Consider the following 26,492-nt stretch of genomic DNA (forward strand, 5'->3'; position numbering starts at 1 on the left):
TTTATTATGAAGCATTTACAAGCCATACTATTGCTTTTGCTATTTTGCCGTGCCTCTTTTTCCCAAACCCTGCACAATGCTAAGAACGTCGATCGCACGGCGATGAGCTTTTTCGATGGTCAAAAGACCTTTCGCGCATTAGAACATACTGTAAACAATGACCCGGCAAGTGATAAAATTTACCGATTACAAACGCTACCTGAAAACGGGTATCCTGAGATCATCCTGAAAGGTGTTGATAATGGCACCGAAGTATTTTTTGAAGACCAAACACCTTTTGACAATCTGTTTGATAATAATCAGACTCCTCACCTCAGTTCCGAAGCAGTGCAAACTTTCTACGGGTTTCAAGAAGTTATGAAGGCCTTTGGTCAGCGGTTTGGTTGGAAAGGCATTGATGGCACGGGGACACTTCCCATAAAAATATTCATGAAAGACGGAGAAGATGAACCGTTTCCAGTTCCAAACAATGCAGGATTCGTCGAGGATACTAGTAATGAACACTTCATTTTTTTCAGAAGTCTTTCCCAACCCGGGTCCTTTAATAACGTTCTCGAGATAATCGGACATGAATTTACCCATGCAGTACTTCTCCATAAAACAGGTGTAGTATATTCTGACGATCTGACATGTTCTGAATTCAACACTTTGCATGAAGGCATTGCAGATATCTTTGGCATTTATCTTGAAAACCGCATTGAAAAATCTGATCCTCAGAATTTCAACTGGCTATTTTCCGAACAATTTAAAGCAGCTGAAGACTTTTCGTCCCCAAAAAATCATCAATTCGCCGACACCTATAATGGACAATTTTATGTCAATGTCTGTTCGGACTATTACAATCCACATCCTGGCGCAGGCGTCGCAGAAAAATGGTTTGTATTATTGAGTGATGGCTTTCAAGGCAGTGCGTATAACGACCTAGGTTACGGATATTCCAATCTGTCGGGCATAGGACCCGAAAAAGCTATTCAGATAGTTTGGGAAGCCCTTGCTTCCTTAAAAGCCTATTCTGACTATCCTGCACTAAAGGCGTTTACACTCAAGGCTGCGGAAAAACTATATGGTCTACATTCAACTGAATATCTAGCCGTTCAGAACGCGTGGTGTGCTGTTGGCGTCTGCGATAACAATTCCGTGAGTTTTACGATGTATCCGGCCAATGGTGCTGTCTCCATCAATCCATGGCCAACGACAAAGATCAATCTTACCTGGCAAAACGCCCTGGCGACTAAATGGAGGGTACAGACATCCACCAAATTCGATTTTTCGGAGAATTTGCAAGAGGTCGATACTGACAATACCACGATGGTTATTGATCCAAATGGCTTGTTGACCTATTCCGCAAGCGTGGATGCTTATTACCATCCGGGTGAAAAGGTTTACGCCCGCGCCCAAATCATCGAAGCGGATCCGAATTTTTGTAAAGGGCTCAACCCACTTTGCGCATACTACCAACAATTTGGGCCCGCACATGCATTCACGCTTAAAGATCAAAAAGTCGAATTCTGGCCCGGTAACAGTCTGCCCCAGGTTGTTAACCCATGGAACAAACCTAAATTTATATGGAAGTCAGTTCCAGGTTCAGATCGTTACAGAATACAGGTCGCTACCGACAATGCGTTCAAGGGCATAATCTATGATGAGGTTGTGTTGCATACCGGCAACTTCACCGAAAAGGGGGAGATCAACACAATTTTAGAAGCAGGACACGACTACTATTTGCGAATCAGAGCAGAGCGGCTGGATTTCGTAAAAATCAATAAAAATTACGGAGCATGGTCTGATGTAATCCAAGTTCATGGTGCCACCCCTCAGACTTCCATTACTCAGGCGTTGAACCAGGGCCCGAATGATCCTCCCAAAGTAATACCCAGTCTTGGATGCTGGATTACCTGGTATGCTTATTCTGGGGCTACCTCCTATGTTGTTCAGGTGGCGAAAGACCCATCGTTTACGGATGTCATACGCTCAGAAACCGCCGCCGCCAACATTACTACAATTGAATTTGCCATACCCCAAGTACCAGACAAAACAGAGCTTTTCTTTCGGGTTCTACCGCAAAAAGGGTCAGCTGTTGGACTGTGTAACAATACTTTTAGCGTCATAACAAATGAGAGTGCGACGATTCCCAAGATGAAAAGCCCGACTGATGGCTCTAATTTCCCGTTCAAGAACTTTTTGGCTGTTTTTAGCTGGAACGGAGGCACTCTTAGTATGCCAATAGTCGACCATTTTGAATTGTTTGTTACAGAGAACACGTTCGGTTTGACCACCATTTTGGCCACGAAAGGGAAAGATTTAGACCTTGCCGTCTTGGATGAATTCCTGTTCGACGATAAACTCGGGGTTACGGTAAGCGTGAGGGGAGTGGGTCCTTTCGGAGCGAAGTCAGCGTTATCAGCGCCATTCCACTACAATATTTGCGCTGATCATCCCGTGGTGCTTTTTCCAGGCGACCAAACCGGCGTGGTAGATGCTATGCAGGACTTTAACATCGACTGGAACGACAGTTTCTTTGACCCGATTACAGAGTACAGGGTCACGCTCAAAGATGCTACAACAGGTATAGCGATGCCTGGGTTTAGTGACAAACCCACAACAGCCACCTCAATGCTTGTACCCGCAGGTACGCTCACCAATGGTAAAAAATATGCGGTATCGGTGAAAAACGCATTCTCCTGTGCGGGAATACTGTTGCCGGTGAATGTATTCTCGGCAGCGAGCTCGGGTTCCAACCAGCCCCAGCCGCCTAAACTCGTTAATTTTACCATTGGTTTCAATGGTTTTCGCAACGATCCGGATGGCAGTGTCTTCCCACCAGAATATGGCACCTCCAATTTTGTCCTGGGCTTTAAATTAATCGATCCCGATGAAAACCCGTTGGAACTTGTCGATCCAAATGGAAACATAGTTACAGAACTCGACGTAGATTCCGAAAACTCTGGTATAATCATGCACGCTTCTAATAAACCTCAGGGCACTTATAAGTTAAGGGTTACAATGAAGGACATTACCGATCCTCTTCTCTATTATCCCTTCGACCAGCCACGGTTTTCTGTGTTTCTCAATGGACAACCAGAAATAAATCCTCATGTTATTACAGTGGATTTTGTAAATCCAGCCTCCGCTTTCAACGAATGGCAGGTCGGATTTCAGTTCGCAGACATCATTCTGGATATCAAATAGTCTCAAAATTTAATTTAAACATGCTATGAAAATTCCCAAACTATTGCTCGCAACCTGCATCCTTTCCATGTGCGCACTCACATCCCGCGCCCAGCAAGTCCGTTATGCCACAAAATCGTTGACTGTTAAGCTCAACGGCGACATCCTTACAGCCATCGATGCCTCAGGCAAGCATGTGGCCAATGTGGATTTGACAAAACCTGCGTTAAAGGGCAAGGTGGTAGCATTCGCCTATTCCAGCAAAAAGAAGGAAATCAGCGATGAAGCTAACGAGCCTGTTAATAGCCTGACGCTTTTCCCGAACCCGGCTTCCAAGCAGGTTCAGCTCAATTTGAAGGGAAACTGGAAATTTCCGGTGGATATACAAATACTCGATCGCAATGGGAATGCCCTGCTGAGTAACAGCCTCCAATCTACCGAGCACACGTTGAACATTGCTTCGCTTCGGCAGGGTGTTTATATTCTGAAAGCAGAGTCGGGCGAATCCAGGGCGGTGGAGAAGTTGGTTGTCGAGTAGCGCCGGCTCCTGTTTTGATCTGCGGTAAGTGACGGAATGGCCATTTTTAAAGCACAAATTGCTTATATTTAGCCATTCCTGATTCTATCCAAACTGCCATGAAATACACTGCTTCCCTTGATAAATCTACTAAAATTATGACAGCGGGACTGACGGTCTTGTTCGTCGGCATTGGTGTTTTAGAGCTTTCGACCTTTTCTGAGGAGGCAAAAATCGGGGCATTTGTTTCAATCGGAATTCTGCTAGCTGTTTACGGTGCTGCTTACGTCTTTCGGACAACAGGCTACACACTGACAGGCGATGAATTGACCATTCACCGTCCTATCAGCGATGTTACCTATTCCAGACAGACCATCGACTCTGTGCGGATTGTCACGAAAGAGCAACTCAAATTTACGATCCGTACTTTCGGTGTGGGTGGTTTCTGGGGGTATTATGGCAAGTTTTACAATTCGTCCTTCGGCAAAATGACCTGGTATGTCACCCGCCGCGATCAAATGGTGCTAATCAAGACAGCCGATAAGATCATACTTGTTTCTCCGGACAATATCGATTCATTTACCAGAGATCTGGAAAAAGACACCCACGTTCTCAGCTAAGCGCGACAAACGTGAACTGTGCCATTATTTGCTTACCAGATTCTTCGAAAAAAATGGAAGCATCTTTGTCTCGATCCGTTCGCCGATCTTGTTGATGTGATCGCCCTGGTACTCTTCGTAGGTGTGCTCGATCTTGTAGTTATCCAGTACCTGATGCAGGATTTTGATGTTGGCAGCAATAGGTTGGTCGCGGTCGCCGGCGTCGAAACCGATGCCCTTCATTTGTTTTAAATTGGTAATGTACTGATCAATGCTCGTCAACGGCATGTTGGCATTCCATTTAAGTTCGGCGGCAGGATTCACCTTCCCGTTTTCGACGATCGCATCGGTATAGAACGGAGGGCGCAGCGGATTAGGCGACCACGCAGCGGCATAAGCGAGGGCGGCTTTGGTCATAAAATCGGCTTTTGCAATGTCGTCAGGCGTTTTCACGGCTTCGATTTTCGCGAGCGCATCGGCGGAGCGGGCGTTCCCCGGCGCCAGGCAGCAAGGGCTCAGCAGGTAAATGCTCGAAAAGATTTCGGGATGCCGTTCGCCGATCCGGATCGTGCCGTAGCCCCCCATCGAATGCCCGGCCAGGCCGCGACTTGCGGGTTTAGCGATTGTACGGTAATGCTGATCGATATATGCGACGAGTTCTTTCGACACAAAATCTTCCCAGTTTCCGGCCGTGATCGAATTGGAATAATAGCTACCGCCACTCCGGGTCAATGCATTCGGCGTGACGATGATCATCTCCTGCGCCTGACCCGACGCGAATACCTTGTCGACAATCACCGGCAAGTTGATCCAATGCTTCACAAACCCATACCACTGGGCATCGGTATCCGTAAATCCGTGCAGCAAATAAACCACCGGAAAGCGGCGTTTCGATTCTTTTTTGTAGCTCGGCGGCAAGTATACCGATACATCCGGATCGGCAGGGTTGCCTTCCAGATTACCTTCCAGCGACTTGCCGTGGACTTTAATGCGCTCCACCGACCCATTCAGCGGCGATTGTGCAAAGGTGAAAACGGGTGCAAGCAGGATAGCAAACAGGAAGGCGGTTAATCTTTTTCTTTTCATTACAGGTCAGGTTTGAATCTGCCCCAAATTAAGAAAGATTAACCGCCCGTTAAAGCGCATTGAAATTTGATCAATAATTAAATCGCTGGCCCTCCGACAAGGTCGAAACATGCCGCATTTTCCCATGCCGGAAATCACTGTAAAGCTCCTTGATTTCTTCCTGATGGTCTGAAATGAACGGTCCGTGCGATACGATAGGATCGTGCTGCGGCTCGCCCGCATACAACACCACGCGAGCGCCTCCTGCGCCTGCGACGACAGTAAGCTCACTCGACTCGCCGGCATCGCCCCGACTCAGCCATCCTATTTGATTAATTTCCAGTACCTGCTCCTCGTCTCTTACCCTCACATCCCCATCAATCACATACAAAAATGCATTGTAAGACGCGGGCAGCAATTCTGAAAGCCTCGCGCCGGGTTTCAATTGGATATCGGCGACGATGAGCGGCACATAATTCTTAACCGGCGAATGCAAGCCGGCAAACGCACCGCTATACAAAACCGTTTTCACACCATTCCTTTCAGCCGCCGGCGCATTCTCAAATGCCAGATCCTGCACCCTGGGATCAGCCCAACGGTCCGCTTTGGGCAAGTTGAGCCACATTTGCAGCAACCGCATCCGCGATCTGCCCTCGATGGTTTCCGAGTGAACAATGCCGCTACCGGCGGTCATCATTTGAAAATCACCCTGTTTCATGGTATGCGTTTCGTCGCCAATTTCGCCTTCCAGCAGCAGTGAAACGGTTTCAAACCCGGCATGCGGGTGCGGGCCTCCCACCGGCGCGTCGTCTTTTTTATCCAAAAAATCGTCCATCAGTGCGATGAACGGGTCGCTATGCTCGAATTCACGGTAAATCACCGCTCGTGCCGTGTGGTCGGGGCCAAGAAAGCCGGGTTGCGCAGGCGGCGTTTTAATGCTGATTATATTCCTGATAATGCCTTGATTTTCCATGATCTGTTTCGTTTTCAATTGGATGGGCCTGAATGCGGCCCCATTCAATAAACAAAAACAGCCGATCAGTCATCCATTCGATTCACTATACATTAGGTTAGCGAGGATCGCGAAATGGGCATCCACCTTCCGTCCAGGATCAAAAAATGACAAAAAAATGTCACCAATTGCAAAAATCAGGCAAATAGACAAATTGTTTCCGTCAATTTTTTGTTAAAACAGATGGGGCTGTGGTACCCAACCCGGCAGCCCCATGCCATGTACCCATTTAAGAATCCCATTTTACACTTCACAATGCAATTTTATTCAGAACGTTTACGCTACGAAAAATTCACGCCCAGCCATTTCGAAGACTATTTCCGGCTAGTATCACATCAGGACGTGATGGTACACATCAGCGGCACCGGGCTCGACCTGGACGGTGCCCGCAAAAGATTCGAAAGGTCGCTTCACGCCGACGGGCAGCAGGCCGACATGGGCTTTGTCGCCGTATACGAGCGGGCCAGCGATTCATATGTAGGTTTGGGCAAAATTGTACCTTTCGAAGATGGTTTCACCGAAATCGGTTACGCATTGCTCCCCGAATTCTGGGGAAAGGGCTACGCATCCGAAATCACCGGCACGCTCATCGCATACGCCCGCAAATGCGGCAGCGTAGAGTCGATCGTAGCGCTGGTAGATCCCGAAAACCAAGCCTCTATCAACGTCCTTACCAAACAGCAATTCCGCTTTTTCAGGGAAGTGCCGGAAGGCGATGTGGTGCGGCATGATTACATTCTGGATTTGTAGCTACCGGTCGGTGAATGCCAGGCCCATCTGATTTGCCCGGTAGGATGCCTCCGTACCTTTGAATTCCATCGTCACACTTTCGTAGTAATCGTCGCCGTCCCATGCGTCGCCTACCCGCAACGGCTGGCCCGATAGCTTATGAACGGCCGTTACCCGGTAGCGACCAATGGGGATATCGTCGATGCGGTTATGGTTGTTGGAACCACTTTTTCCGCCGCTCAATTTCAGCACCTTACCGCTAGCCCCGTCAATCAACGGCCCGTCCGGGCGGAAGGTAAATTCTACATCTTCCGACCGAATCTCTGAATTGGGATCGGCGTACAACTCGGCTGAGCCGCCATAGTACAAATTGAGGCTCTTATCGGGAAGGCGTCCCTGAATTTTCCATTCGAAATTACGAACCGGCTTCTCCTCGACGCTGAAAGACTCGGTGTTTTCGGGATGGAGCCGCATTTTGTAAACCCTGCCGTTGTACTCGACCAACGTGTAAGCATCGACAATCCATTGACCGAGCCCCTCGACAACCGCCATTTGATAGGAACCGTCCGCTTTGGTAGTCACTTCGGCCCCACGGCCTTTAAAAACAGTATTTTCTGTAAAAACAGTGGCACCTGCTACGCCTTTACCCTGCTGGTCAACGACCTTGCCCACGAGGTAGCCGCCCTTACCGGAGTCTCCGCCCGGAGCTCCATTCTCACCGGGATCTGTGCACGAAAAAAACGTAGAAATAGCAATAAAGAAGAATAGTAATTGATGTTTCATGGCTTGATTATATGATTTTGACAATGCAAAATTCATCTACAAGCCTTCAACTGACCAGCCGACCCTGCATGCGCTGCGGTTTTAATGTGTTTAACTGCCACAAATGCCCGGTCAATTGTGGGTGTTGATTATTGCAAGCGCGGCCTGAGTTGCTGGTTGGCATAATTGTTTCTGCATACCTGATCAGTTCCAAGCCATACCACACATGCAGAGAAATTGACACCAAATGACTGAATCACAATATATTACACACCAAACCATCGTAGTAGCAGGAGCGACCGGGCACCTCGGGACTTTGATTGTAAAAGAACTCCTCGCGCGACATGCGCATGTGAAGGCGCTCGTGCGTAAGGACACACCCCTATCCAAGACCGCCCCGCTTGAAAAAGCGGGTGCAATGGTAATTCCGGTCGATTACCAGAATACCGTTACGCTTACCGAGGCACTCCGCGATGCCCAATGTGTCATTTCGGCATTGTCGGGCTTGCGGGAGGTGATCGTAGACATGCAATCCGACCTGCTGAAAGCGGCGCTGAATGCGGGCGTACCCCGCTTTATTCCATCGGACTATTGCATTGATTATCAAAAACTTCCCAATGGATCAAACCGCAACCTCGACCTGCGCCGGGAGTTCGCGGTGATCATCGACAACACACCTATCCATACCACATCCATTCTCAATGGCATGTTCACCGACCTGCTCAAAGACCAGGCGCCATTGATTCTCCCGAAGTTGAAACGCGTGATCTACTGGGGCGACGCCGACCAGCCGATGGATTTCACTACCATCGCCAACACCGCAGCATTCACTGCCGCCGCCGCGCTCGATTCGCAGGCTCCGCGGTTTTTACGCATTGCCGGTGAGGTCGCCACGATACGTGATTTGCAACGGGCTGCAAGCAGGGCCTATGGAAAGGAGTTCGGTTTGTGGAGAATTGGCGGCCTGGGATTTCTGGCCACTATGATCCGCATTATGCGCACCATTGCCCCTGCCCGGGAAGAGGTCTTTCCACCCTGGCAGGGGATGCAATACCTGCACAATATGCTCAGCGGTCTACCGAAATTGGAACCGCTGGATAATGCGCGCTATCCGGAAATTAAATGGACAACCGTCAGAGAGGTATTGGGCTGATGCCGAATGCAATTTGTTAATTTTGAAGTCTGGAAAAAAGAGCTTCAATTTGTCGCGACCGCCCCCTGTGAATGTTCGTTTTAGGGCGTATGCATGACGGTGCAAGGCTATACATTTGCATCAGTCAACAATCTAAAATCAAGTCCCATCACCTTTAAAATCTTTTAGCTATGCCCAAAATCAATCCTTACCTCAACTTCGACGGCGACGCCCAACAGGCTTTCGATTTCTACAAATCCGTGTTCGGCGGAGAATTCACGAGCGTTCACAAAATGGACGGTGCGCCTGGAACTGAAAATTTGCCCGAAAATGAAAAGAACCGGCTCATGCACATTTCTTTGCAGGTAGGCGACGAGTTACTGATGGCTTCGGACATCATGCCTTCCATGGGCCAGTCGCTTACCGTGGGTAATAACAACTACATTTCCATTTTCACCGACAGCCGCGAGCAGGCCGATCAGTATTTCAATGGCCTTTCAGTTGGCGGCGCCATCGAAATGCCGATGGAAGACCAGTTCTGGGGCGACTACTTTGGCGCTTTCCGCGACAAGTTCGGTGTAAACTGGATGATCAACTTCCCTGCGCAACAAGGCGCATAATTGTACAGTTGTAATGTCGAAAGGCCGGTTCCGAAGATGCGGACCGGCCTTTTTACATTTATAAATATGGACATGCAGCGCTATTCCTTATGCTGTGCAAACATCCATTCCATGATATCCTCGTTCCCAACCTTATCCCAGATTCCATGTCCTGCAAATTCGTATTCGGTATATTTGGGCTTTCCACCGGCTTTGCGAATGGCCGCAATCATATCGCGTGAATGCGACACCGGTGCCATCTTGTCGCGGGCACCGTGGAATGCCCAAATCGGCACATTTACTAGTTTCGGGCCGTATTGAGGATCACCGCCGCCGCAAATGGGAATCGCCGCGGCGAAAAGTTCGGGGTGCACGCTGGCAAAGTGCCACGAGCCATAACCGCCACCGGAAATTCCCAGCACATAGATGCGTTTACGGTCGATCGGCAGGCGGCCCAGCAGTTCGCGCATCGTTCTGAAAACGAGTGAATCGACACTTGCATTACCATATGCACCACTGAAACCCAGCCCTTTCGGGCATTGCGGCATGAAAACGAATGCGGGATACTTCGTCCGCGTAGGTAGTTCCATGAGGAATGGCGCGGGATCGGCCGACAGCTGCTGCATATTGTCCTTCCCGTGCGCACCTCCGTGATGCAGGCACACGATCAGCGGATATTGCTGGGTCGAATCGTAGTCGAGCGGGTTGAGCAGGCGATAAGGCAGCGAATCACCGCTTTTGTCTACAAAATGATAATCCTCCATGGCCTTCGAACGGCGCAAATCGGCCGCTGAGGGTTTGAACGGCCTGCTGTACCGCAGCGCTTCCACCGAAAAGTTGAACCCCAGAAACAGCAACCCGAGAAAGGCCGCCAATTTTATGAGTGCGGGTGCAGTTTGTGCAGGTGCATTGTCGGTAACCGCCAGCCGCTTGTTTTCCAGTCGAAAATGGATGACAAAACAAACCACCGGAAGGATTCCAAAGAGCGAAATCCACCTGCTGGTCTTATCGATCAGCAGTTTTGTACCGCCCTCACCGGTTTGAAAATAGAGCACGAAAGTAATCGCCAGTAAAAGCGTGACCAACACCGTAATGGTGCCTCCAAGTCGCAACCACCGTTTTTTCCCGGCTTTTGTGAATACCAGGCTCAGCCCACAGAGCACGGCTGTCGCGAAAAGAACAGACGCTACCACATGGTAATGCTCCTGATAAAATACCCGCAGCTCACGGTTCAGGATCAGCACATGTTGGGTTAGCACAGCCGAGGTCGACATCAGGCACGCCACGGCAGCCAGCCGGTAATCGTTGTGCCACAGGTAGCGGATCAATGTCCCATCGGTAACCGCAATCACAAAAAGAACAAGCCACATCCAGGTATCAAACGATTGCAAACCCATCATTTGAGAGCCGATAATCACCAGCGCGGTCGACTGAATTACCGACATAATGCATGAAATCGACAAGAAGAAAATCATAAAGGAATAAAATTCCTTACTGAGCGGCTTGATAGTCATGAGTGAAGGCGTTTAGTGAAGGATCTTTTTGGTATATCAATAAAGAAAACATCCGCTACGATTGCTCTTCCTGTTACACGACCGGCTGCGTCGGTATTTGGATGGCAATCGGATTCATGCAAATAATCCAAAAAGATCAACAAATATTGAATCTATTAAGTAATTTGGCCAAATGCACTTCCTCATCAATTCCTCATTTCAAAATATATTGGTTGATATGCGAAATACCGGTTTAATAATAGCTGTACTGATATTAGTCGTAACTTATACGCTGGCACCCAAAGCAATGTCGCAATCAGCCCCAGCCGATACGCCGAGTGATTATTTCAATCGATTCAATACCTTCACGCAAAGGAATCTCAACGAAGCTTCCGCATTAGTGTGCCTTCAAAAATTGGCTTCGAACGAAAAAGCGATCCAATCATTGCGATCTCTCATACACAACTCCTACGCGCAAGTTGTAATAAACCGGTCTTTTTCTCCCGGGACCGACAGCGCGGTAATCAGGGAGCGCATGCAGGTTCGAAATTTCAATAAAAACCTGTTAATCAAGATTATGGAGGATACCAGCAAGGTATTGACGCACACTATAAACCCGCTTTTTCTCTATTCAAAAACGGAAGATGCGGCAAACGACAATGCGAAACTGGCCAGTCTGACCGAGCAATTTATCCAGGAAGAATTGTCCGATGCTGATATTTATTCGAACCGTGCAGGGCGATATGGGTTGATGATTTACGGAAAAATCAATTCAATTCCTGATTTGAAACCGCTATCCGGAAAGCTGTTTCAAAATTTATATAACCACCTTGAAAAAGGGCAAATACCCGCTTTGGAAACGTCCGATCGTTTCAAGGCCGAGGAGCGTGCATGGTTCAGGTATTTGTTTGCTTATGCAAATTATATTCAATCGGAAAAGGAAAGTGATTCGAATAAAAAGAAGGCTTACCTAAAAAAAGCATTCGATTACAGCCCGGATCTCGCCGATATTAATCGAAAGTCGGCCTATTTCTATGATATGCATTTAATGCTGGAAAAAGAAAAAGATTCGTTCCAGGAAGATTACCTCGCATTTCTGACCGACCACGCTTCGGGCCACGATGATCTGCTTTCTATTTTGTTGCAAATCACATTACAGCAACCTGAGTACAAGTCAAAGCTCAAATCGGCATATGTTAATGCAAAAGGGAATGAGGCCAGTTTTGGTAAATACTGGATGGAAAATGTAAACCGAAATGCTAAAATGGCCCCTCCTATTTCGCTATCGATGCTGGACAAATCGAAGTTTTCGAGCAAAGCCGGCACCGGTAAATGGCTCTTGGTCGATTTTTGGGGAACATGGTGCGGACCGTGCCGCGCCGAACATCCCGATATGCAGAAATTCTACGATTCGACCATTAAAACCAATACCGACAAAATCACGTTTCTGACCATAGCCTGCCGCGATACCGAGGAGAAAGTGACAAGCTACATGACGGAAAAGCAATTTTCCTTCCCGGTAGCGATGTCAGACAACCAGATTGAAAAGACTTACAAAGTGGCCGGTTATCCTATTAAACTGCTCGTGACACCGGAGGGAAAATACTTGATCGTGCCTTTCGGTGCGGATTGGATCAGTTTCGTGAAGCATTACGCCGACCTTTAACGGGCATTATCTTCCGGCCAGCTTCTTGGCCTGGGCTTCCAGGATCAGTTGCAAATCGGCGCTGGCGTCGGTTACGTGTGCGTAGGAACCCATGCCCAGTTCGCTCAGTTTTTTGAGTTTCTGGCCGGTGTGTTCGTTGCGCCCGAAGGTGAAAACGCTCAGGTATACATCCTGCCGTGCATTCTGGCGGATCATATCCATCACCTCGGCGCTGACCGGAAATTCGCCGTCGGTGGCGAGTACAATGCGGTTGTTACCGGCACGGATGTATTGTTTATTCGCCGTTTTGTAGGCGAGTTTAATGCCTTCGTTGCCGTCCGTATCGCCGTCGGATTGCAGCAGGTCGATCATCCGTGAGATTTCCGAAGCCTTTGCACCCGAGGTCGGTTTGAGTACCACCCTCGCCTTACCCGAATAAAGGACGATCGAAATCATATCCTCCGGCCGCACGAGCGTGAGCAGCGATTTAATGGAGCGTTTCAGCAGCGGCAACTTGTAAGGCGAATTCATCGACGACGACACATCCAGCAAAAGCACCATATTATTAGGCGCAAAGCCGTCCAGCGAGCGGGTAACGTTTTGCAACTGCGCATTACGGTCCACATACACGGTATCCACGCGTAAGCGCTCCACGTACACGGTATCGCGCGTCACCTGTGCAACGGGCTCGGCCTCGTTCGTGAGCGGGCGCACATCCTCGCGTGCGGGAGGCTGCTGGGTTGCAGGCACTTCCGCATTGTTCGTTTTGACTTGTGCAATATCCTCTACCCGATTTTCGCGCGGCTTTTCGACAGGCTTTTCAACCTTCGGCTCGTCCACTTTTGCCGGCGGTGCGGCAGGTTTCTGAGGCGATGTGCGCCGGAATGCGAAAACATCAGGTTGGTTAATGGTTTTCAAAAGGCCGGCCTTGGAGAGCTCTATGAAATTGTTGTATTCATAAACCAGCTCATTGTTATAGAAATAATAAAACGATTCGTAGGGATGCGCCGCGTAACCCGAAGTCGCGGGCTTGTATTGCTGCACTTTTTCCGCAAACCGGCCCGCATTGGCACCCAGGTCTTCATAAGGCGTATACGGACAAAGCCCGTTGTTGCGGCCGTAGCGTTGGAGCCCTTTCATGTTTTTGTATTCGTCGGCGATCAGCTGGCGGCTGTCGGCTTCGAGATTGGCCGTTTCGGGGAGCTTGGATGTTTCGCCTTTCAGGTAATCGCGCATGCCGAACATCACGTCGTGGCCATTGTCCATGGTTCTCAGCATGGCATTGCCGGCGATGTACCAGGAGCTCGTCGGTGTGGCATTCGGGTAGCTTTCGTGAATGCGGCGGATGTCGTTGTAAAGCAGCTCTTTCTTTTGGTCCAGTATGTCGAAAAGAACGAGGTAGCGATCGAGGATGGCGTCGGAGCGTTTCAGCTGATCTTGCAGGTATTGTTTTTCGGAAGTATAGCGGATCAATTCGATGCTCAGGCCGTCCATTTCCTTTAAAATATTCATCAACACCTCCGCCTGGCCGGTCACCGACTTGCGGTAAGGCTCCGGAATCGCCGTGCTGGCATTCAGGAGCAAGGTATATTCGGAAGAGGGCAGTTTGAAATCTTCGTGCGAATAGCTGAGATTCGCCCTTTTCTGTGCTTTGGCCGGGTCGCGGTAGTATTCCGCAGAGCTCTGATAATTGCGCACGATCATTTGCAGCAAATGCATTTGCCGCAGCGACTGGTTGATCCAGTCCACATATTGATTCAAGGTTTTGATCACCGCCGCACTGGCAGGGGCAGCCGCCTTTTTCACATTCAATGGTTGAAAAGACTTGTCCTGAAATGGCGGCGTGCCTTTGCTTGCAGCAGCAACATCAGAAGCGTCCGCGACTCTCATAACCGGGCTGAAAAAAGGATAATTCAGCAGCAAATGCCCCGGCTTGCTATACCCGACAAATGCCTTGTAAAATTCGAGCATATCATGGTTAAACTGCTCTACCAGCGACAGATACACCGCGTTACCATGTTCCGCAGACTGCTGCGCGGCGAAGTTATGATCGTCCAGCGCCCGCCGTTTGATATCCTGCATCGACGCCAGCGCCGATTTGAAAGTACCTACCATATCCGAGGCGGGGTATTGTAGTTGCGAAGCCGTATTTCCAATGGTCGCCAGCGCCTTTTCGTCGTCCAGCATGCTCTGCCGCACGAGCGCCGTCGGCCACTCCGCTTTTGTCTCCGCATTCAAATAATAGGGCAATGCGTCCAGCAAACGCTGCTGGGCGGCAATGACCTCGCCCATTGCCTTTTCCGTCACAATGTAAGGATCAGTAGCCGGGCGGTTCTGAACGCCCGCATAAACCTGCCTGATTTGCGTATACAATGCATTTTTATCATGCGCATAACGTTCGAAAAGCGACTGCATTTCCGTGACGAGCGCGTCGGATTTTTTCAGATTGTTGCGTTCGTAATCCTTTAAACGCACATAAGTTTCAAGCGATTTGCAGGTTTCATCCAGCTTATTGAGCACGTTCCAGACGTTTTCCAGACCTGCATTTAACTGCTTTCGCTTACCCGCCTCGATACCCAAGCCAGGCAATGCCTTTTTGTAATAATATTCTTCCAAAGGCCCCGACGACGGCAAACGCAAACCATAGTCTGCTTTTTTACGGTAACGGCTCACATCGTCCTGGTAGGTTTGCAGCATCTTGAACCGCCGGATAACTTGCTCCGACGATTGGCTCAAAAATTCAATGTAATGGTTCAATGAAGTCTGCGGCGCTTCCTGCTGCGCGGCGACCGGGCTAATGATGAATGCTAAAAAAACGAGCAGGATGAAAAATTGCCTCATACGTAAACTTCTGGAAGTATGTGTGTTAACAGATGTGCGAAGGTCGGGATTTTTGCGCGTAATCCGTCGCTGTACATACTTCCGAAAAATAAGTCAGGTGCAGCGCTATTTCTCTTTGGTAAAGATAAAGTAATTGCGAACATGGCTATGACGTTCGTCGGCAGCGAGTTCGATTTCTTTGGAAGTCATGTCCAGCTGTTGCACTCCGTTGAAGTTTTCGATCGAAATACGAAATTTCATTGAGCCATCTTTTTCAAGCGCATTGGAAATATCAGTCTCTTTAAACGTGTCGCTGTAAAAATAAATATCCGCCAGACTGACATCCTTGCCGTCAAGCGATAGTATGTCCAGTTTCCAGGTTCCCTTAACAGCCGGAAAGTGGTTCGTCAGGTCGTAACTGATAAAAGTTTTATCGGCGAAAAACTCGTAAGCAATCGTCCCCGGGTTGATCGTACCCTTTTTAATCCAATTGCCGTCACCGCGCTTTTTCCATTCGGTAGCGCCTCCTTTGAGTTTCCAGTAACCCATCAGGGCCGCATTATTGGACTCGGGGGCTTTTTCTTTCTCTTCACTGCATCCCGCGCTCACATTCAGCAAGCCGCAAAACGTCATTACTACATAAAATACCAGCTTTTTCATAGCAAAACACATTTAGACATTTGAAATACCCCGGGCATTGACCCGACGAATTCAAAGCTAAATGTGCAAACGGCCGGTTTCAACCAGCAATCGACGAGCGACGTTTTAAATAGACAAATGAGGCGTTTGCTGACCGCCCGGTTGCAGGTAACTGGTAATTTCCGAAATATCGACTTTCAACATCCGGCTTTTGAAAAGGTCGGCTTTGTATTTGAAAATGAAGTTGCGCAAAGACATGCCGGTCTGGTTGAGCACACAGAGATTGGCGACGTCCTCAGAAATATTGAAACGCATGAGCAGTTCAGGCACGCGGATGTTCTTGTTCTGGTGCAGTTCCTGCCGCAGGTAATCGATGATAGCCCCGGCCAGGCGTTGCCGCGAAGTGGTTTCTTCCACTTTTTTACTCTCGAAATTATTCCTTGCTAAAATCGTCACAATCAGATCGATACTACCTCGGATCAGCTTGTTATGCGACGTCGGTTGCTGGGTTATTTCAAAAAGGATCTGGTTGATCAGGTAAGTGATGGTTTGGGCGTCGCGCTCGTTTTGCAGCGGTTTGCCCTGGGTAAGGCGTACGCCGTCGCAGAGGTGTTCGGCTTGTTTGTAAATGTCGGCAAAGTCGGGACTGAACTCCTTTTTCTGCAAAAAATCATCGGAGAGCCAGGTATCGAATGCGATGATGAAGATCTCGGCGCTGCTGTCTTCCTGGAAAATCGGATGCTGGCCGGGGCAGAGCAAAATGACACCTTGCTCGGCATAATCCCATAGTTTTCCATCCAGACTAAAATGCCCCTCGCCGCTGCGGATGAAGATAATGCGGTAATGCGGGGTCAGATCATTGTGGGTTTCCCAAACGCGGGTTTTACTTTGAAGCACATGGTACTTCTTGTGGGCATTGAATTGAATCACTGACATAACACGAACCTCCTGCTGTTTGGCCCTAATTTGGGCAAGCGGTCTTTGGAATGAAAATGCAAATCGCGGAACGCCGGTTTTCGGGGGCTGAAACGCCAATTTTAAATGCAGAAGTCAACAAGGGGTTATTTGCCCAACCAGTTTTTAAACTCGGTCATGCGCTCCGAACTCACATAAATTTCCTGGGTAGCAGCCGGGTTCAGGTCGATTTTCAGCTTTCCGGCCGACATCGCATGCATTTCGCGGATCGCGTGGAGCGATAGCAGCATGTTTCGGTTAATGCGGAAAAACTCCGCCGGGTCGAGCATTTGCGAGAGCTTTTCGAGGCTGTACTCCACCGCGAAATGCCGCCCATCGAACAGCCGCAGGAAAGTGGCCCGTTCTTCGATCGTGAAATAGGCGATTTCGGAAGTTTTAAAGGTAAATATCCGCGGGCCGGCGGTTACCAGGAAGCGGTCTTTGTATTTCTCCGGCGAATGCGCGCTTTTCTCCGGTTGCGGGCCGCCGTTGGCGCTGATCTTCCGGAATTTGTTCAGCGATGCCTGCAATTCCAGCGGGTTAATGGGTTTGAGCAGGTAATCGATGCTGTGCACTTTGAATGCGCGGAGGAGGTAATCGTCGAATGCGGTCGTGAAAATGACCGGGATAAGCAGGTCCAGGCTTTCGATGATTTTGAAACCATTATCATCTTCGAGGTGAATATCGAGGAAAATAAGGTCGGGCTGCGTGTTCGACTTGTTTTGCAGCCAGGCAATGGTTTCAAAAACAGAAGGGATAATGCCCAGGACGCGAATGCTCGGATCGATATTGCGGATCAGGTTCTGTAAACGCTCCGCACTCAGTTCCTCGTCCTCGACAATCAGTACATTCATGATAGTAATGGTATTTTCACGGTAAAATGGGTGCCCGTTTTATCGATCACCACATCCTTGTCCTGCAACAGTTTATAGCGGCTGATAATGTTTTTTAACCCAAGACGCGTCGTAGGCTGGTCTTGTTGCCTCAGCTGCAAAGGATTGCTAACCACCAGCATTTCTTCCACAATTTTTATACTGATAACCAAAGGATTAACCACCGACATCGTATTATGCTTCACGGCATTTTCTACCAATAACTGCAAGGTAAGCGGGATAATGGAGTACCGCTCCTCGTCCATAGGCGTAAGCGCCGAGTCGAGCATGACCTTCTCTTTGAAACGCGTCCGCAGCAAGTACATATAAGTATCCAGAAACTTCATTTCTTCCTTTAAACTGGTCTTATCCAGCTCCGACTGTTCCAGAATGTAACGGTAGGCCGACGACATCTCCTGAATAAACTCCCCCGACTGCTCCGGCCGCGACTCCACCAGCGATGACAGCACGCTAAGGTTATTGAACAAAAAATGCGGGCTGACCTGATTTTTCAATGCCAGGAAACGCGCGTGCATGTTCTCCTTTTCCAGCCGTTCGGAATCGACGAGCAGCTTTTTCATCTTTTCCTGCACCTGGTTGCTCACGCAAAGGTAATAGGCCGCGATGAGCGCGAGGATCGTGAGTGCCTGCCCTGCCCGCCAGCGCGTATACATGAGGTCGCGGACGCGGAGATCCGACATCGACGGCCGGGGTAGCGGGTTCCACCATTGGCTCATCAGGCCCCAGGTGCGTGCGAGGATCATATTGAACAAAAATGCGAGCAATACGGCGGGAACGAGGGTAATGAGCTGGTCGCGGATGCTGAATGCGGGCGATTTGTCGGCGCCGGTGAGCGCGGCCTGCTTTCTCAGGAACCAGTCCATCAGGTAAATCCAGGCTGTATAAAAAACGGTGCTGATAACGACTTCCAGCCCGAAAAGCGGCAGGTTGCGCGGGATGGTGTACCAATTTTGCTGGGGGACGTTTATGTACGTTCGGAGCGGAATGTAAACCAGCGCAAGGGCAAAACCGAGCAGCCATTTTTGCCCGAAAAGATAAGGCCGCATATTTAAGAGATCAGTTAGGATGCCCAAAAATAAGGTAATTTCATGAAAATTTATCAGTATTTTGCAGGACTCAAATCATCAAAAACACCTAAACCTGCCCCCTATGAGCCGTTTTTTCGTTACTGCCGTTGCTGCATTGCTTTCCTTAAACGCATATTCCCAGGCACTCAATACCCTCACTGCCACCGAGAAGAAAGAAGGCTGGAAATTGTTGTTCGACGGCAAGGACCTGAAAGGCTGGCATGCCTACAATGGCAAAACGCCCGGTTCGGCGTGGCTGATCGAGGACAGCGCCATCAAACTGAATGTACCCGAAAGGGCCGGTAACAAGGCCAAAAACGGCGGCGATATTGTGATCGACGAACTCGTGAACGGCGATTTCGAATTCAAGGCGGAATGGAAAGTGAGCAAATATGCCAACAGCGGCATTTTCTTCTTTGTGCAGGAAGCTCCCAACTACAAAAACATGCACGATACCGGGCTGGAATTGCAGGTAATCGACGATAAAATCTATGAAGGCGCGAAGGAAAATACGCACCGCGCAAGCGACTTCTTCGGCATCGCGAATGCCCGCCTGCGCGAGGGGAACCCGCAGGGAGAATGGAACAAGATCCATTTCATCGTTAAAAAAGGCAAGCTGACCGTGTACCAGAACGAGTTTATGGTGCAGGAACACGACCTCAACGGAGCCGACTGGAAACAGCGCGTCGCCAACAGCGGGCTCAAAGCCGCACCCATCGCCAAGGGCAATTTTAAGGGCCGCATTGGTTTGCAGGATTGGGGCAGCACGGTCTGGTACCGTAATATCAAGTTAAGGAAACTTTAAGAATCGGGTGATGTCGCATTGTCCCCCTTTGGTTGTCCTGTTAGCACCCGCAGCGATTCTCTGAGCGCGTTTAACTTTGTGTTGTAACACTATTCAGCCACCATAATTATTGAAAACACAATGGAAAAGCCTGCATTGCACCCTTACCTGATGTTCGAAGGCAACTGCCGCGAAGCGATGGATTTTTACAAAGGCATTTTCGGCGGCGAGCTCAACATGATGACCTTCGGGCAGGTAGACGACAGCTGCCCGGCAGCCCTGCGCGACCAGATCATGCACGCGTCGCTCATGGGCGGAGAGGTCGATTTCATGGGCTGTGACAGCCCGCAACCGGGCCCGCTGGCTGGCGACAAGATCCAGCTTTCGCTCAGCGGTTTCGACGAGGCCAGCCTCCGCAAAAAGTTCGATCAGCTCAGCGAAGGCGCCATTACCATTACTGTACCCATGGACAAACAGGTATGGGGCGACATTTTCGGCGCATTCAAAGACAAGTACGGCATCGACTGGATGATCGACGTGCGGGCGCAATAGCCAATGCAAAACATTTGGAAAGCCGGGGTAGCGCTCCGGCTTTTTGTGCTAATCACCTTTCAAAAAACGCTCCTGCAAATACCAGCGGGCACATGAATCGCCATCCGGCCTTCTCACAAAGCTGAAATACATATCGGAAGGACATCCGTAAGCTCCCACGAACATAATCCCGATTTTGGGGTATTTCCGGACGAGGCTATCCGGCACAATAAGTTGGTTTGACGTCGTGGTCATGTACACCGGTGTGTATGTCTGCGCGCCCGAAGTATCCTTCAAAGGTGCAAGAACCCAGTCGAGGGCAATTGTGGATGGCGAATCCGCGGTAAGCAACAGCCCGCTCGTACCTTTATAGCAATCCGCCGAAACCGTCACCCGCTCCACCGGCACGCAGTCATCGCGTTTATCAACTTTCTTTTCGGAACAGGCCAATGCAATGACGGCCAGGGCTAGGTATTTTTTCATGGGAAAATGGAATTTTTAATGTGGACACGATGGTGTGTGATGCGGTTGGAGAATGCTCCCTTATAATAAGCCAGCAATACCATTCACTTACTAATATCACCCGAAAAGTCATTTCATTTCTTGCTTTCAGCTTTTCATTAAGTTATTTTTGAAATCAAATTATTGGTACACAAAATACCAATAGATAACTCAAACGTTCCTTATGGCTCTTTCCCTCCTGAAAAACGGCGTGTTTAACAGGTTGCAAGAAGATATTCTTGCATTGCAGGGGTTTCGAACGCCCGTTGGGACGCGGAGAATCGATTTCGGATTGGGCATGATGGATGCCTCGTTTCCAAATCACACCTTTCCGACAGGGGTGGTGCATGAGTTTATCAGTAATGATCCCGAAAGTGCTGCGGCTACCACGGGGTTTATGGCAGGATTGCTAGGTAAGCTCATGGGAGAATATGGAATATGCCTGTGGATCGGCATACGGCCTATTGTATTTGCGGCAGCATTGAAAGCATTTGGCGTGGAACCGCACAGGGTTATTTTTATCGATCTGGCCAAAGAGAAAGATGTGATCTGGGCAGTGGAGGAAGCTTTGAAGTGTGAATCTTTGGCAGCGGTGGTCGGTGAAGTGCGTGAAATTACTTTTACGGAATCGCGGCGACTGCAACTGGCTGTGGAGCAGAGCCGTGTTACCGGGTTTCTGCACCGGGTGAAGCCGCGTGCGGTGAATACCCTCGCATGCGTGTCACGCTGGCAGATAACGCCTGTGGCTAGCCGGCTGGAAGAAGGTATGCCGGGCGTGGGACATCCGTGCTGGCGTGTGCAATTGCAGAAAATCCGGAACGGCGAGCCCGGAGAATGGGAAATGCAATGGCTATCCGGCCGGTTCGAATACCTTCCGAAGGAAGTTTCGGACAATGCCAATGAAGTGGCGGAGCACAGCCCTTCCGTTTACATTGCTCAAAGGGCTTAAATGCGACACGGACTTTCGCGACATTACCCTGGAATACCTTTCGATTAGCCGACCATTGGCATTACCACTTATCACTTTATCGCGGCCTTCATCCAGAACGATTCGCATTGTTGTGCCCGCAAGCTTTATATTAGGGCACATTCGGTTTCCTAACGCATAATTCGCTGCTATGAAAGCATCACTACGCCTCCTTATCCCTGTTTTATTAATTGCCGTGAGCATTCAATCCGCTCAATGTCAGCCATCCCCTCGCATCACTACGAAAGCAGATTCCCTATTTGCGGAATGGAACAAGCCGGGAATGCCCGGTGCGGCTGTGGGCGTGGTACACGGTGGCAAGCTGGTGTATGCCAAAGGATTTGGCGAAGCAGATGTAGAAACGGGCGCGAAAATAGGCCCTGAGACTATTTTTCACGTAGCGTCTGTATCCAAGCAGTTCACTGCATACGCCATTGTACTCTTGGCCGAGCAGGGCAAGCTTTCACTCGACGACGATATCCGTAAACACATTCCGGAGGTACCCGATTTTGGAAAAACCATTACAATACGGCACCTCCTCAACCATACCAGCGGCCTCCGCGACCAATGGAACCTGCTGGTGATGGCCGGCTGGCAGCTCGACGACGTGATCACCAAACAGCACGTGATTAACCTCGTTACCCGGCAAAAAGAACTGAATTTCGAACCCGGTAGCACTTTTACCTATTGCAATACGGGCTATACATTACTGGCAGAAGTCGCCAGCCGCGTCACCAAACAGCCTTTTGCATACTGGATGGAACGCAATGTGTTTAAGCCGTTGGGCATGAAAAATACGCAGTTCTTTGATAACCAGGAAGGTGTGGTAAAAGGTCGCGCCTATTCGTTTCACCGTACGCCCGGCGCTATGGGGCCAACGATGTTCAGCAAAAGCATACTGAGCTATGGCAACGTCGGCGCTACGAGCCTTTTCACGACAATCAACGACCTGGCATTGTGGATCACCAATTTCCGCAACCCTCAAGTGGGCAGCCCGAATATAATGAAACAAATGCTCGAACGCGGCCGGCTTACCAAAGGCGACACGCTTCCATATGCATCGGGGCTTATTCACGGCAAATACAAAGGCCTCGCTTACTACGGCCACGACGGCGCAGATGCCGGTTTCCGGTCATCTTTGCTCTATTTTCCGAAAGAAGATTACGGTTTCATTGTACTCAGCAACCAGGCAGAATTCAACCCACCCAAAAAGAATCTCGAAATGGCGGATTTGTATTTATCCAATTTTATAAAAGAAGATAAACCAGCCGCTACAACTCAAACACCGGCTTCAACCGGCAATTACGCATTCGACTCGACGCTGTTCCGCGCCTATGCGGGCTCTTACTCGCTGGATGAAGCTCCCGGTTTCATACTGAAATTCTGGCGCGATGGCAACAACTACTACACCCAGGGGACAGGCCAACCATCGGCAGCCATTTTCCCCTCCTCGGACTCGACGTTTTTCCTTAAAGTTGTGGACGCGTCCGTGGTATTCCACAAAGCCAAAGACGGCAAAGTGAACCGCATTACTTTGAAACAAAACGGTGACCATCCCGGTACGAGAGTCGATGCACAGGAAAAAACGGATACCGACCCCTCCCAGCTCATCGGCCAATATTACAGCCCTGAGCTCGAAACCATTTACACGATTGCTAAAAAGGGTGATACGTTGAAACTCGTCCATGTCCACCACGGCGAGGTCGACCTGAAAATTGCCGGGAAGGACAAGCTGAATGCACCCTGGTGGTTTATACAGAATATTGCGGTGATACGTAATCCGGCCGGCGCGGTGAGCGGTATCAAGGTATCGAATGGACGGGTGATGAACTTGTGGTTCAAAAAACTGCCGGCCGACTTTGCAGCGACCGGCCAATAGCCGGTTACTATTTCCTTATTTGTCTCTTAAAAAACTTCCAAGATTCTTCGAACATATCGAAATCCGTCACAAACTCGTGCTTGCCGTTGACCACTTTCAGCAGCGTCACTTCCGGCTTGCCTTTCTTTTGATAGGTGTATTTTTCAACCGTGATGTCGTTGGAGGTATCCCCATCCGGCATGATAGATTTGGCCGGCTCGCCGGTGTAGCCATCCAGTTTTGCCCAATATTGGAATGACTGGTCGGTCGACCGGACTGTTCCCAGCGTGACGCCGGTTGTTTTTACCTCGCCACCATTGTATGGATTGGTCTGATCTGCTGTTCCATTCGTGATCATGACCGGAATCGGCGTATTCATCGGCGTACAATCCATGTTTTCATCAGTCGGCAAATTCGCTACTACCGCCGAAACCGCCCGGATTTTCCCAGGCATCGTGAGTGCCAGTTTGTACGACATATGCCCTCCCCCTGAAAAACCTGTGGCAAAAACCTGCTTTTTATTGATTTTATATTTTGAAGCAAAAAGGCCGATCAGCGCCTCAAAAAACGCTTCCTCGTTCAGATTTTGCGTGTTGGCAATCGCCGTGGAAGCCTTACGGCACTCATTCCAATATCTTTTATACCCACCCGGGTACACCACTACCACATTATCCGACTCCGAATGCGATTCCAGCTTCGCCCCACGGCGCACCAAACCCATCGGCTCCCCACCCGACCCATGCATCACAAACACCAGACTAGCCCCCGGCTTCACTTTGACAGAAGGATTATAAGCGTACACCCGATAATGCCCATCGATCAGCAACGAATCGAGAACATGCTGGGCATTGGCTGCAAACGAAGAAAGGACAAGAACGGCGGAAAGAAACTGCTTGAACATGGATCGTAAGGTTGGATTTTGTTCTTGCAAGTTACATGGTGTGCGGGAAATTCGGAGTTAAAGGGGGCTGTAAAATGACTGCTTATGGTAACAAACCCTCAAATCCGGCTCTCAAACATCCACACATGCCCGAACGGATCTACTACCTCACCTTGTCGGTAGCCGTAATCGTAATCCTGCGCTGGGGAAACGACTTTTGCGCCTGCCGCTACGGCACTCTCCACGTACGCATCTACATCCTTCACAAATAACCCGATCGTTACCGTGGATCCCTGATGACGTAACGGACTGTACGACGCCCGGTTTCGCGTCTCTTCATGCAAATGAAAGATCGCGCCGTTGATGGAAAGCTCTGAAACATGAATGGTACCATCGTCGTTACTGAAACGGCGAAGCTCAACGGCACCCAGCCCATTTATGTAAAAATCCACATCCCTGACACCATTGGGAATGTAGAGCTCCGGCGCGAAAGTGGGGGTTAACGATTCCATAATTAGCTTATTTAATACATCATAAATATAGTCACCAAAAGCTTCCCTTTCCTCCTTCCTCCCATTCCTCCCTTCCCCCTACTTCCTCAACATCCGTTCAATCGCCTTCAAAACAACCTCCCGGTTTTTCGCGGCTTTGATGAATTGCGGAAGTTTCTCGACCATCGTCGTGATTCGCATGGTTTGCCTTTCACGCAATTTTGCTGTCACGTAGCTACGGATTTCCAGTAAATGTTCTTTGTTACTGGCCCAGAATGTGTCGCCTTTTACATTTTCCTGAAACCAGAGCGGCAGGCTAAAAACGGGATCAGCAAGCCTTGCAATACTGTATTTCAACCTGTAAGGTGTATTTGCAGGCTTGTAGACCTCCGGTACGTGGCAATGCGGGCATGAGTATTTCAGCTCTGCCACCTTCACCCTGTTGTTCGGGATACTTACCTCGATGGACTCGCCGCAGTTACGGCAAGCCCGGCTCACGGTAGCCGTATAGCGCACACGGTCCTCGGCTGTTTCGGAATAGTTGCAATGTTGGCAGACCAGCTTATCGTCGCTGATCCCCATTAAATCTTTTTTAATGACCCGTGCTGCTTTTGCACATTTCGGACATTCTACCCAAAATTCCTTTGCGTACGCGTAACGCGTCGTGGGTGGGCCTACGTAACGCTCCATTTCGCTCTCCATGTCGCTCTTCCGGGTTTACTTTTTAATGGTAATACCTGGAATCGGCGCTTTGGCAACCTCGGAGATCAATACCTTCCGCTCCGCTTTCAGTCGCGCCAGAAATGACTGAATATCTTTGCCGTAAGCGCGGTTACTGAGCGCGTACAGTAGAATGCCCTTCTGCCCAGACTTGGCTGTTACCGCTTTGAAACGGTACACATCGTGCTCATAAATGCTTTTGGCATCATCGCTGGCAGTCTGCCCGAGCAGGCAATCGATAATCTTTTCACCGGTAGCGGCATTCGCGATCACTTCATAGTTCACATCCAGCGTCTTTTTCAACTGGTCCAACTCGCGAAGTTTCGTCCGAACCGCATCGTCAACGGTCGTAGTAGCGACCACATAGTCAATAGTGATCATCGACTTGTAATTCGGAAAGCCATCGCCGGGTACCAGGTATTCCTGTTTATAAAGCGAAGCATCCGGATGCGCCGACCAGTGCAGCTGGTAACTTTTCTTTTGAAATACCATAGACCCCGGAATGCCAAGGTAATTGATAACCGGCTTGTTGTTTTGTCCAAAACACTGAACCGACGCCAGCAGCGTCGAAATTGCAACCAGCGGGAGGAATTGAAATATCATTTTCATGCGTGTATGAATGGATAGATGTGCGAAACAGGAATGCAATGTCCGGCTCACTGTTGA

General features: G+C 49.4%; 25 protein-coding genes. 11 read left to right on the plus strand and 14 right to left on the minus strand.

The genetic code is table 11. The features are described from left to right. Positions 1-6: 6 nt before the first annotated feature. From BLQ88_RS20440 to BLQ88_RS20450, 3 genes are all read left to right on the plus strand, one after another. Positions 7-3,189 (plus strand): M4 family metallopeptidase, encoded by a 3,183-nt coding sequence (locus BLQ88_RS20440; protein WP_090153929.1) that lies wholly within the window; start codon positions 7-9, stop codon positions 3,187-3,189. Positions 3,190-3,214: 25 nt separating this feature from the next. Continuing rightward, positions 3,215-3,706, plus strand: a complete 492-nt coding sequence (locus BLQ88_RS20445; RefSeq protein ID WP_090153931.1) for a T9SS type A sorting domain-containing protein — start codon at positions 3,215-3,217, stop codon at positions 3,704-3,706. A 137-nt stretch (positions 3,707-3,843) separates the two neighbouring features. After that, positions 3,844-4,305, plus strand: coding sequence for a PH domain-containing protein (locus tag BLQ88_RS20450; RefSeq protein ID WP_176885046.1), 462 nt, complete (start codon positions 3,844-3,846; stop codon positions 4,303-4,305). A gap of 24 nt (positions 4,306-4,329) precedes the next feature. On the opposite strand, the gene BLQ88_RS20455 is transcribed toward BLQ88_RS20450, so the two are convergent. After that, entirely contained in the window at positions 4,330-5,370 is a 1,041-nt protein-coding gene (locus BLQ88_RS20455; protein WP_090153935.1) for an alpha/beta hydrolase, read from the minus strand. A gap of 70 nt (positions 5,371-5,440) precedes the next feature. Beyond that, on the minus strand, positions 5,441-6,322 hold the full coding sequence (locus tag BLQ88_RS20460; RefSeq protein WP_090154309.1) for a pirin family protein: 882 nt from the start codon (positions 6,320-6,322) through the stop codon (positions 5,441-5,443). 294 nt (positions 6,323-6,616) lie between these two features. Between BLQ88_RS20460 and BLQ88_RS20465 the strand changes: the two genes are divergently transcribed. Beyond that, positions 6,617-7,111: a GNAT family N-acetyltransferase gene (locus BLQ88_RS20465; RefSeq protein WP_090153937.1), complete on the plus strand. Its 495-nt coding sequence runs from the start codon at positions 6,617-6,619 to the stop codon at positions 7,109-7,111. Here BLQ88_RS20465 and BLQ88_RS20470 read toward each other — a convergent pair whose 3' ends face one another. After that, entirely contained in the window at positions 7,112-7,873 is a 762-nt protein-coding gene (locus BLQ88_RS20470; protein WP_229212774.1) for a carboxypeptidase-like regulatory domain-containing protein, read from the minus strand. Positions 7,874-8,099: 226 nt separating this feature from the next. Here BLQ88_RS20470 and BLQ88_RS20475 point away from each other — a divergent pair, with 226 nt between their 5' ends. Together BLQ88_RS20475 and BLQ88_RS20480 are read left to right on the plus strand one after the other, a co-directional pair. Next, positions 8,100-9,005, plus strand: coding sequence for an NmrA family NAD(P)-binding protein (locus BLQ88_RS20475; protein WP_090153941.1), 906 nt, complete (start codon positions 8,100-8,102; stop codon positions 9,003-9,005). Between the two features lie 170 nt (positions 9,006-9,175). Further along, positions 9,176-9,604 (plus strand): VOC family protein, encoded by a 429-nt coding sequence (locus tag BLQ88_RS20480; RefSeq protein WP_090153943.1) that lies wholly within the window; start codon positions 9,176-9,178, stop codon positions 9,602-9,604. Between the two features lie 80 nt (positions 9,605-9,684). Here BLQ88_RS20480 and BLQ88_RS20485 read toward each other — a convergent pair whose 3' ends face one another. Next, positions 9,685-11,097: a carboxylesterase family protein gene (locus tag BLQ88_RS20485; RefSeq protein ID WP_090153945.1), complete on the minus strand. Its 1,413-nt coding sequence runs from the start codon at positions 11,095-11,097 to the stop codon at positions 9,685-9,687. Positions 11,098-11,653: 556 nt separating this feature from the next. Between BLQ88_RS20485 and BLQ88_RS20490 the strand changes: the two genes are divergently transcribed. Continuing rightward, the gene (locus BLQ88_RS20490) at positions 11,654-12,742 is read left to right on the plus strand and encodes a TlpA family protein disulfide reductase (RefSeq protein ID WP_176885047.1); all 1,089 of its coding nucleotides are present in this window, start codon (positions 11,654-11,656) and stop codon (positions 12,740-12,742) included. A 6-nt stretch (positions 12,743-12,748) separates the two neighbouring features. On the opposite strand, the gene BLQ88_RS20495 is transcribed toward BLQ88_RS20490, so the two are convergent. The 5 genes from BLQ88_RS20495 to BLQ88_RS20515 form a co-directional block, all read right to left on the minus strand. Continuing rightward, entirely contained in the window at positions 12,749-15,562 is a 2,814-nt protein-coding gene (locus tag BLQ88_RS20495) for a vWA domain-containing protein (RefSeq protein WP_090153948.1), read from the minus strand. Between the two features lie 105 nt (positions 15,563-15,667). Then, on the minus strand, positions 15,668-16,201 hold the full coding sequence (locus BLQ88_RS20500) for a hypothetical protein (RefSeq protein WP_090153950.1): 534 nt from the start codon (positions 16,199-16,201) through the stop codon (positions 15,668-15,670). A gap of 105 nt (positions 16,202-16,306) precedes the next feature. Beyond that, entirely contained in the window at positions 16,307-17,116 is an 810-nt protein-coding gene (locus BLQ88_RS20505; RefSeq protein ID WP_090154310.1) for a hypothetical protein, read from the minus strand. Between the two features lie 125 nt (positions 17,117-17,241). Next, positions 17,242-17,988, minus strand: coding sequence for a LytR/AlgR family response regulator transcription factor (locus BLQ88_RS20510; protein ID WP_090153952.1), 747 nt, complete (start codon positions 17,986-17,988; stop codon positions 17,242-17,244). Beyond that, complete coding sequence (locus BLQ88_RS20515; RefSeq protein WP_090153954.1) at positions 17,985-19,073, minus strand: sensor histidine kinase; 1,089 nt, start codon at positions 19,071-19,073, stop codon at positions 17,985-17,987. Before BLQ88_RS20515 ends, BLQ88_RS20510 begins: the two co-directional genes overlap by 4 nt. Positions 19,074-19,176: 103 nt before the next feature. Here BLQ88_RS20515 and BLQ88_RS20520 point away from each other — a divergent pair, with 103 nt between their 5' ends. Together BLQ88_RS20520 and BLQ88_RS20525 are read left to right on the plus strand one after the other, a co-directional pair. Next, on the plus strand, positions 19,177-19,899 hold the full coding sequence (locus tag BLQ88_RS20520) for a 3-keto-disaccharide hydrolase (RefSeq protein ID WP_090154312.1): 723 nt from the start codon (positions 19,177-19,179) through the stop codon (positions 19,897-19,899). 120 nt (positions 19,900-20,019) lie between these two features. Further along, positions 20,020-20,430 carry a VOC family protein gene (locus BLQ88_RS20525; protein ID WP_090153956.1) on the plus strand — a complete coding sequence of 137 codons (411 nt, stop codon included), beginning with the start codon at positions 20,020-20,022 and terminating at the stop codon, positions 20,428-20,430. Between the two features lie 48 nt (positions 20,431-20,478). On the opposite strand, the gene BLQ88_RS20530 is transcribed toward BLQ88_RS20525, so the two are convergent. Then, entirely contained in the window at positions 20,479-20,892 is a 414-nt protein-coding gene (locus tag BLQ88_RS20530; protein WP_090153958.1) for a hypothetical protein, read from the minus strand. Between the two features lie 202 nt (positions 20,893-21,094). Between BLQ88_RS20530 and BLQ88_RS20535 the strand changes: the two genes are divergently transcribed. Further along, positions 21,095-21,859: an ImuA family protein gene (locus tag BLQ88_RS20535; protein WP_229212775.1), complete on the plus strand. Its 765-nt coding sequence runs from the start codon at positions 21,095-21,097 to the stop codon at positions 21,857-21,859. Between the two features lie 169 nt (positions 21,860-22,028). Beyond that, positions 22,029-23,756, plus strand: a complete 1,728-nt coding sequence (locus BLQ88_RS20540; RefSeq protein WP_090153960.1) for a serine hydrolase domain-containing protein — start codon at positions 22,029-22,031, stop codon at positions 23,754-23,756. Between the two features lie 7 nt (positions 23,757-23,763). On the opposite strand, the gene BLQ88_RS20545 is transcribed toward BLQ88_RS20540, so the two are convergent. The 4 genes from BLQ88_RS20545 to BLQ88_RS20560 form a co-directional block, all read right to left on the minus strand. Then, complete coding sequence (locus tag BLQ88_RS20545; RefSeq protein ID WP_090153961.1) at positions 23,764-24,636, minus strand: CE1 family esterase; 873 nt, start codon at positions 24,634-24,636, stop codon at positions 23,764-23,766. A gap of 98 nt (positions 24,637-24,734) precedes the next feature. Continuing rightward, positions 24,735-25,127: a VOC family protein gene (locus tag BLQ88_RS20550; RefSeq protein ID WP_090153963.1), complete on the minus strand. Its 393-nt coding sequence runs from the start codon at positions 25,125-25,127 to the stop codon at positions 24,735-24,737. A 78-nt stretch (positions 25,128-25,205) separates the two neighbouring features. Further along, positions 25,206-25,808 carry a hypothetical protein gene (locus BLQ88_RS20555; protein WP_090153965.1) on the minus strand — a complete coding sequence of 201 codons (603 nt, stop codon included), beginning with the start codon at positions 25,806-25,808 and terminating at the stop codon, positions 25,206-25,208. A 15-nt stretch (positions 25,809-25,823) separates the two neighbouring features. Next, complete coding sequence (locus BLQ88_RS20560) at positions 25,824-26,435, minus strand: HI_0983 family protein (protein WP_229212776.1); 612 nt, start codon at positions 26,433-26,435, stop codon at positions 25,824-25,826. Positions 26,436-26,492 lie beyond the last annotated feature (57 nt).

The sequence above is a fragment of the Dyadobacter soli genome (genome assembly GCF_900101885.1).
GTDB lineage: Bacteria > Bacteroidota > Bacteroidia > Cytophagales > Spirosomataceae > Dyadobacter > Dyadobacter soli.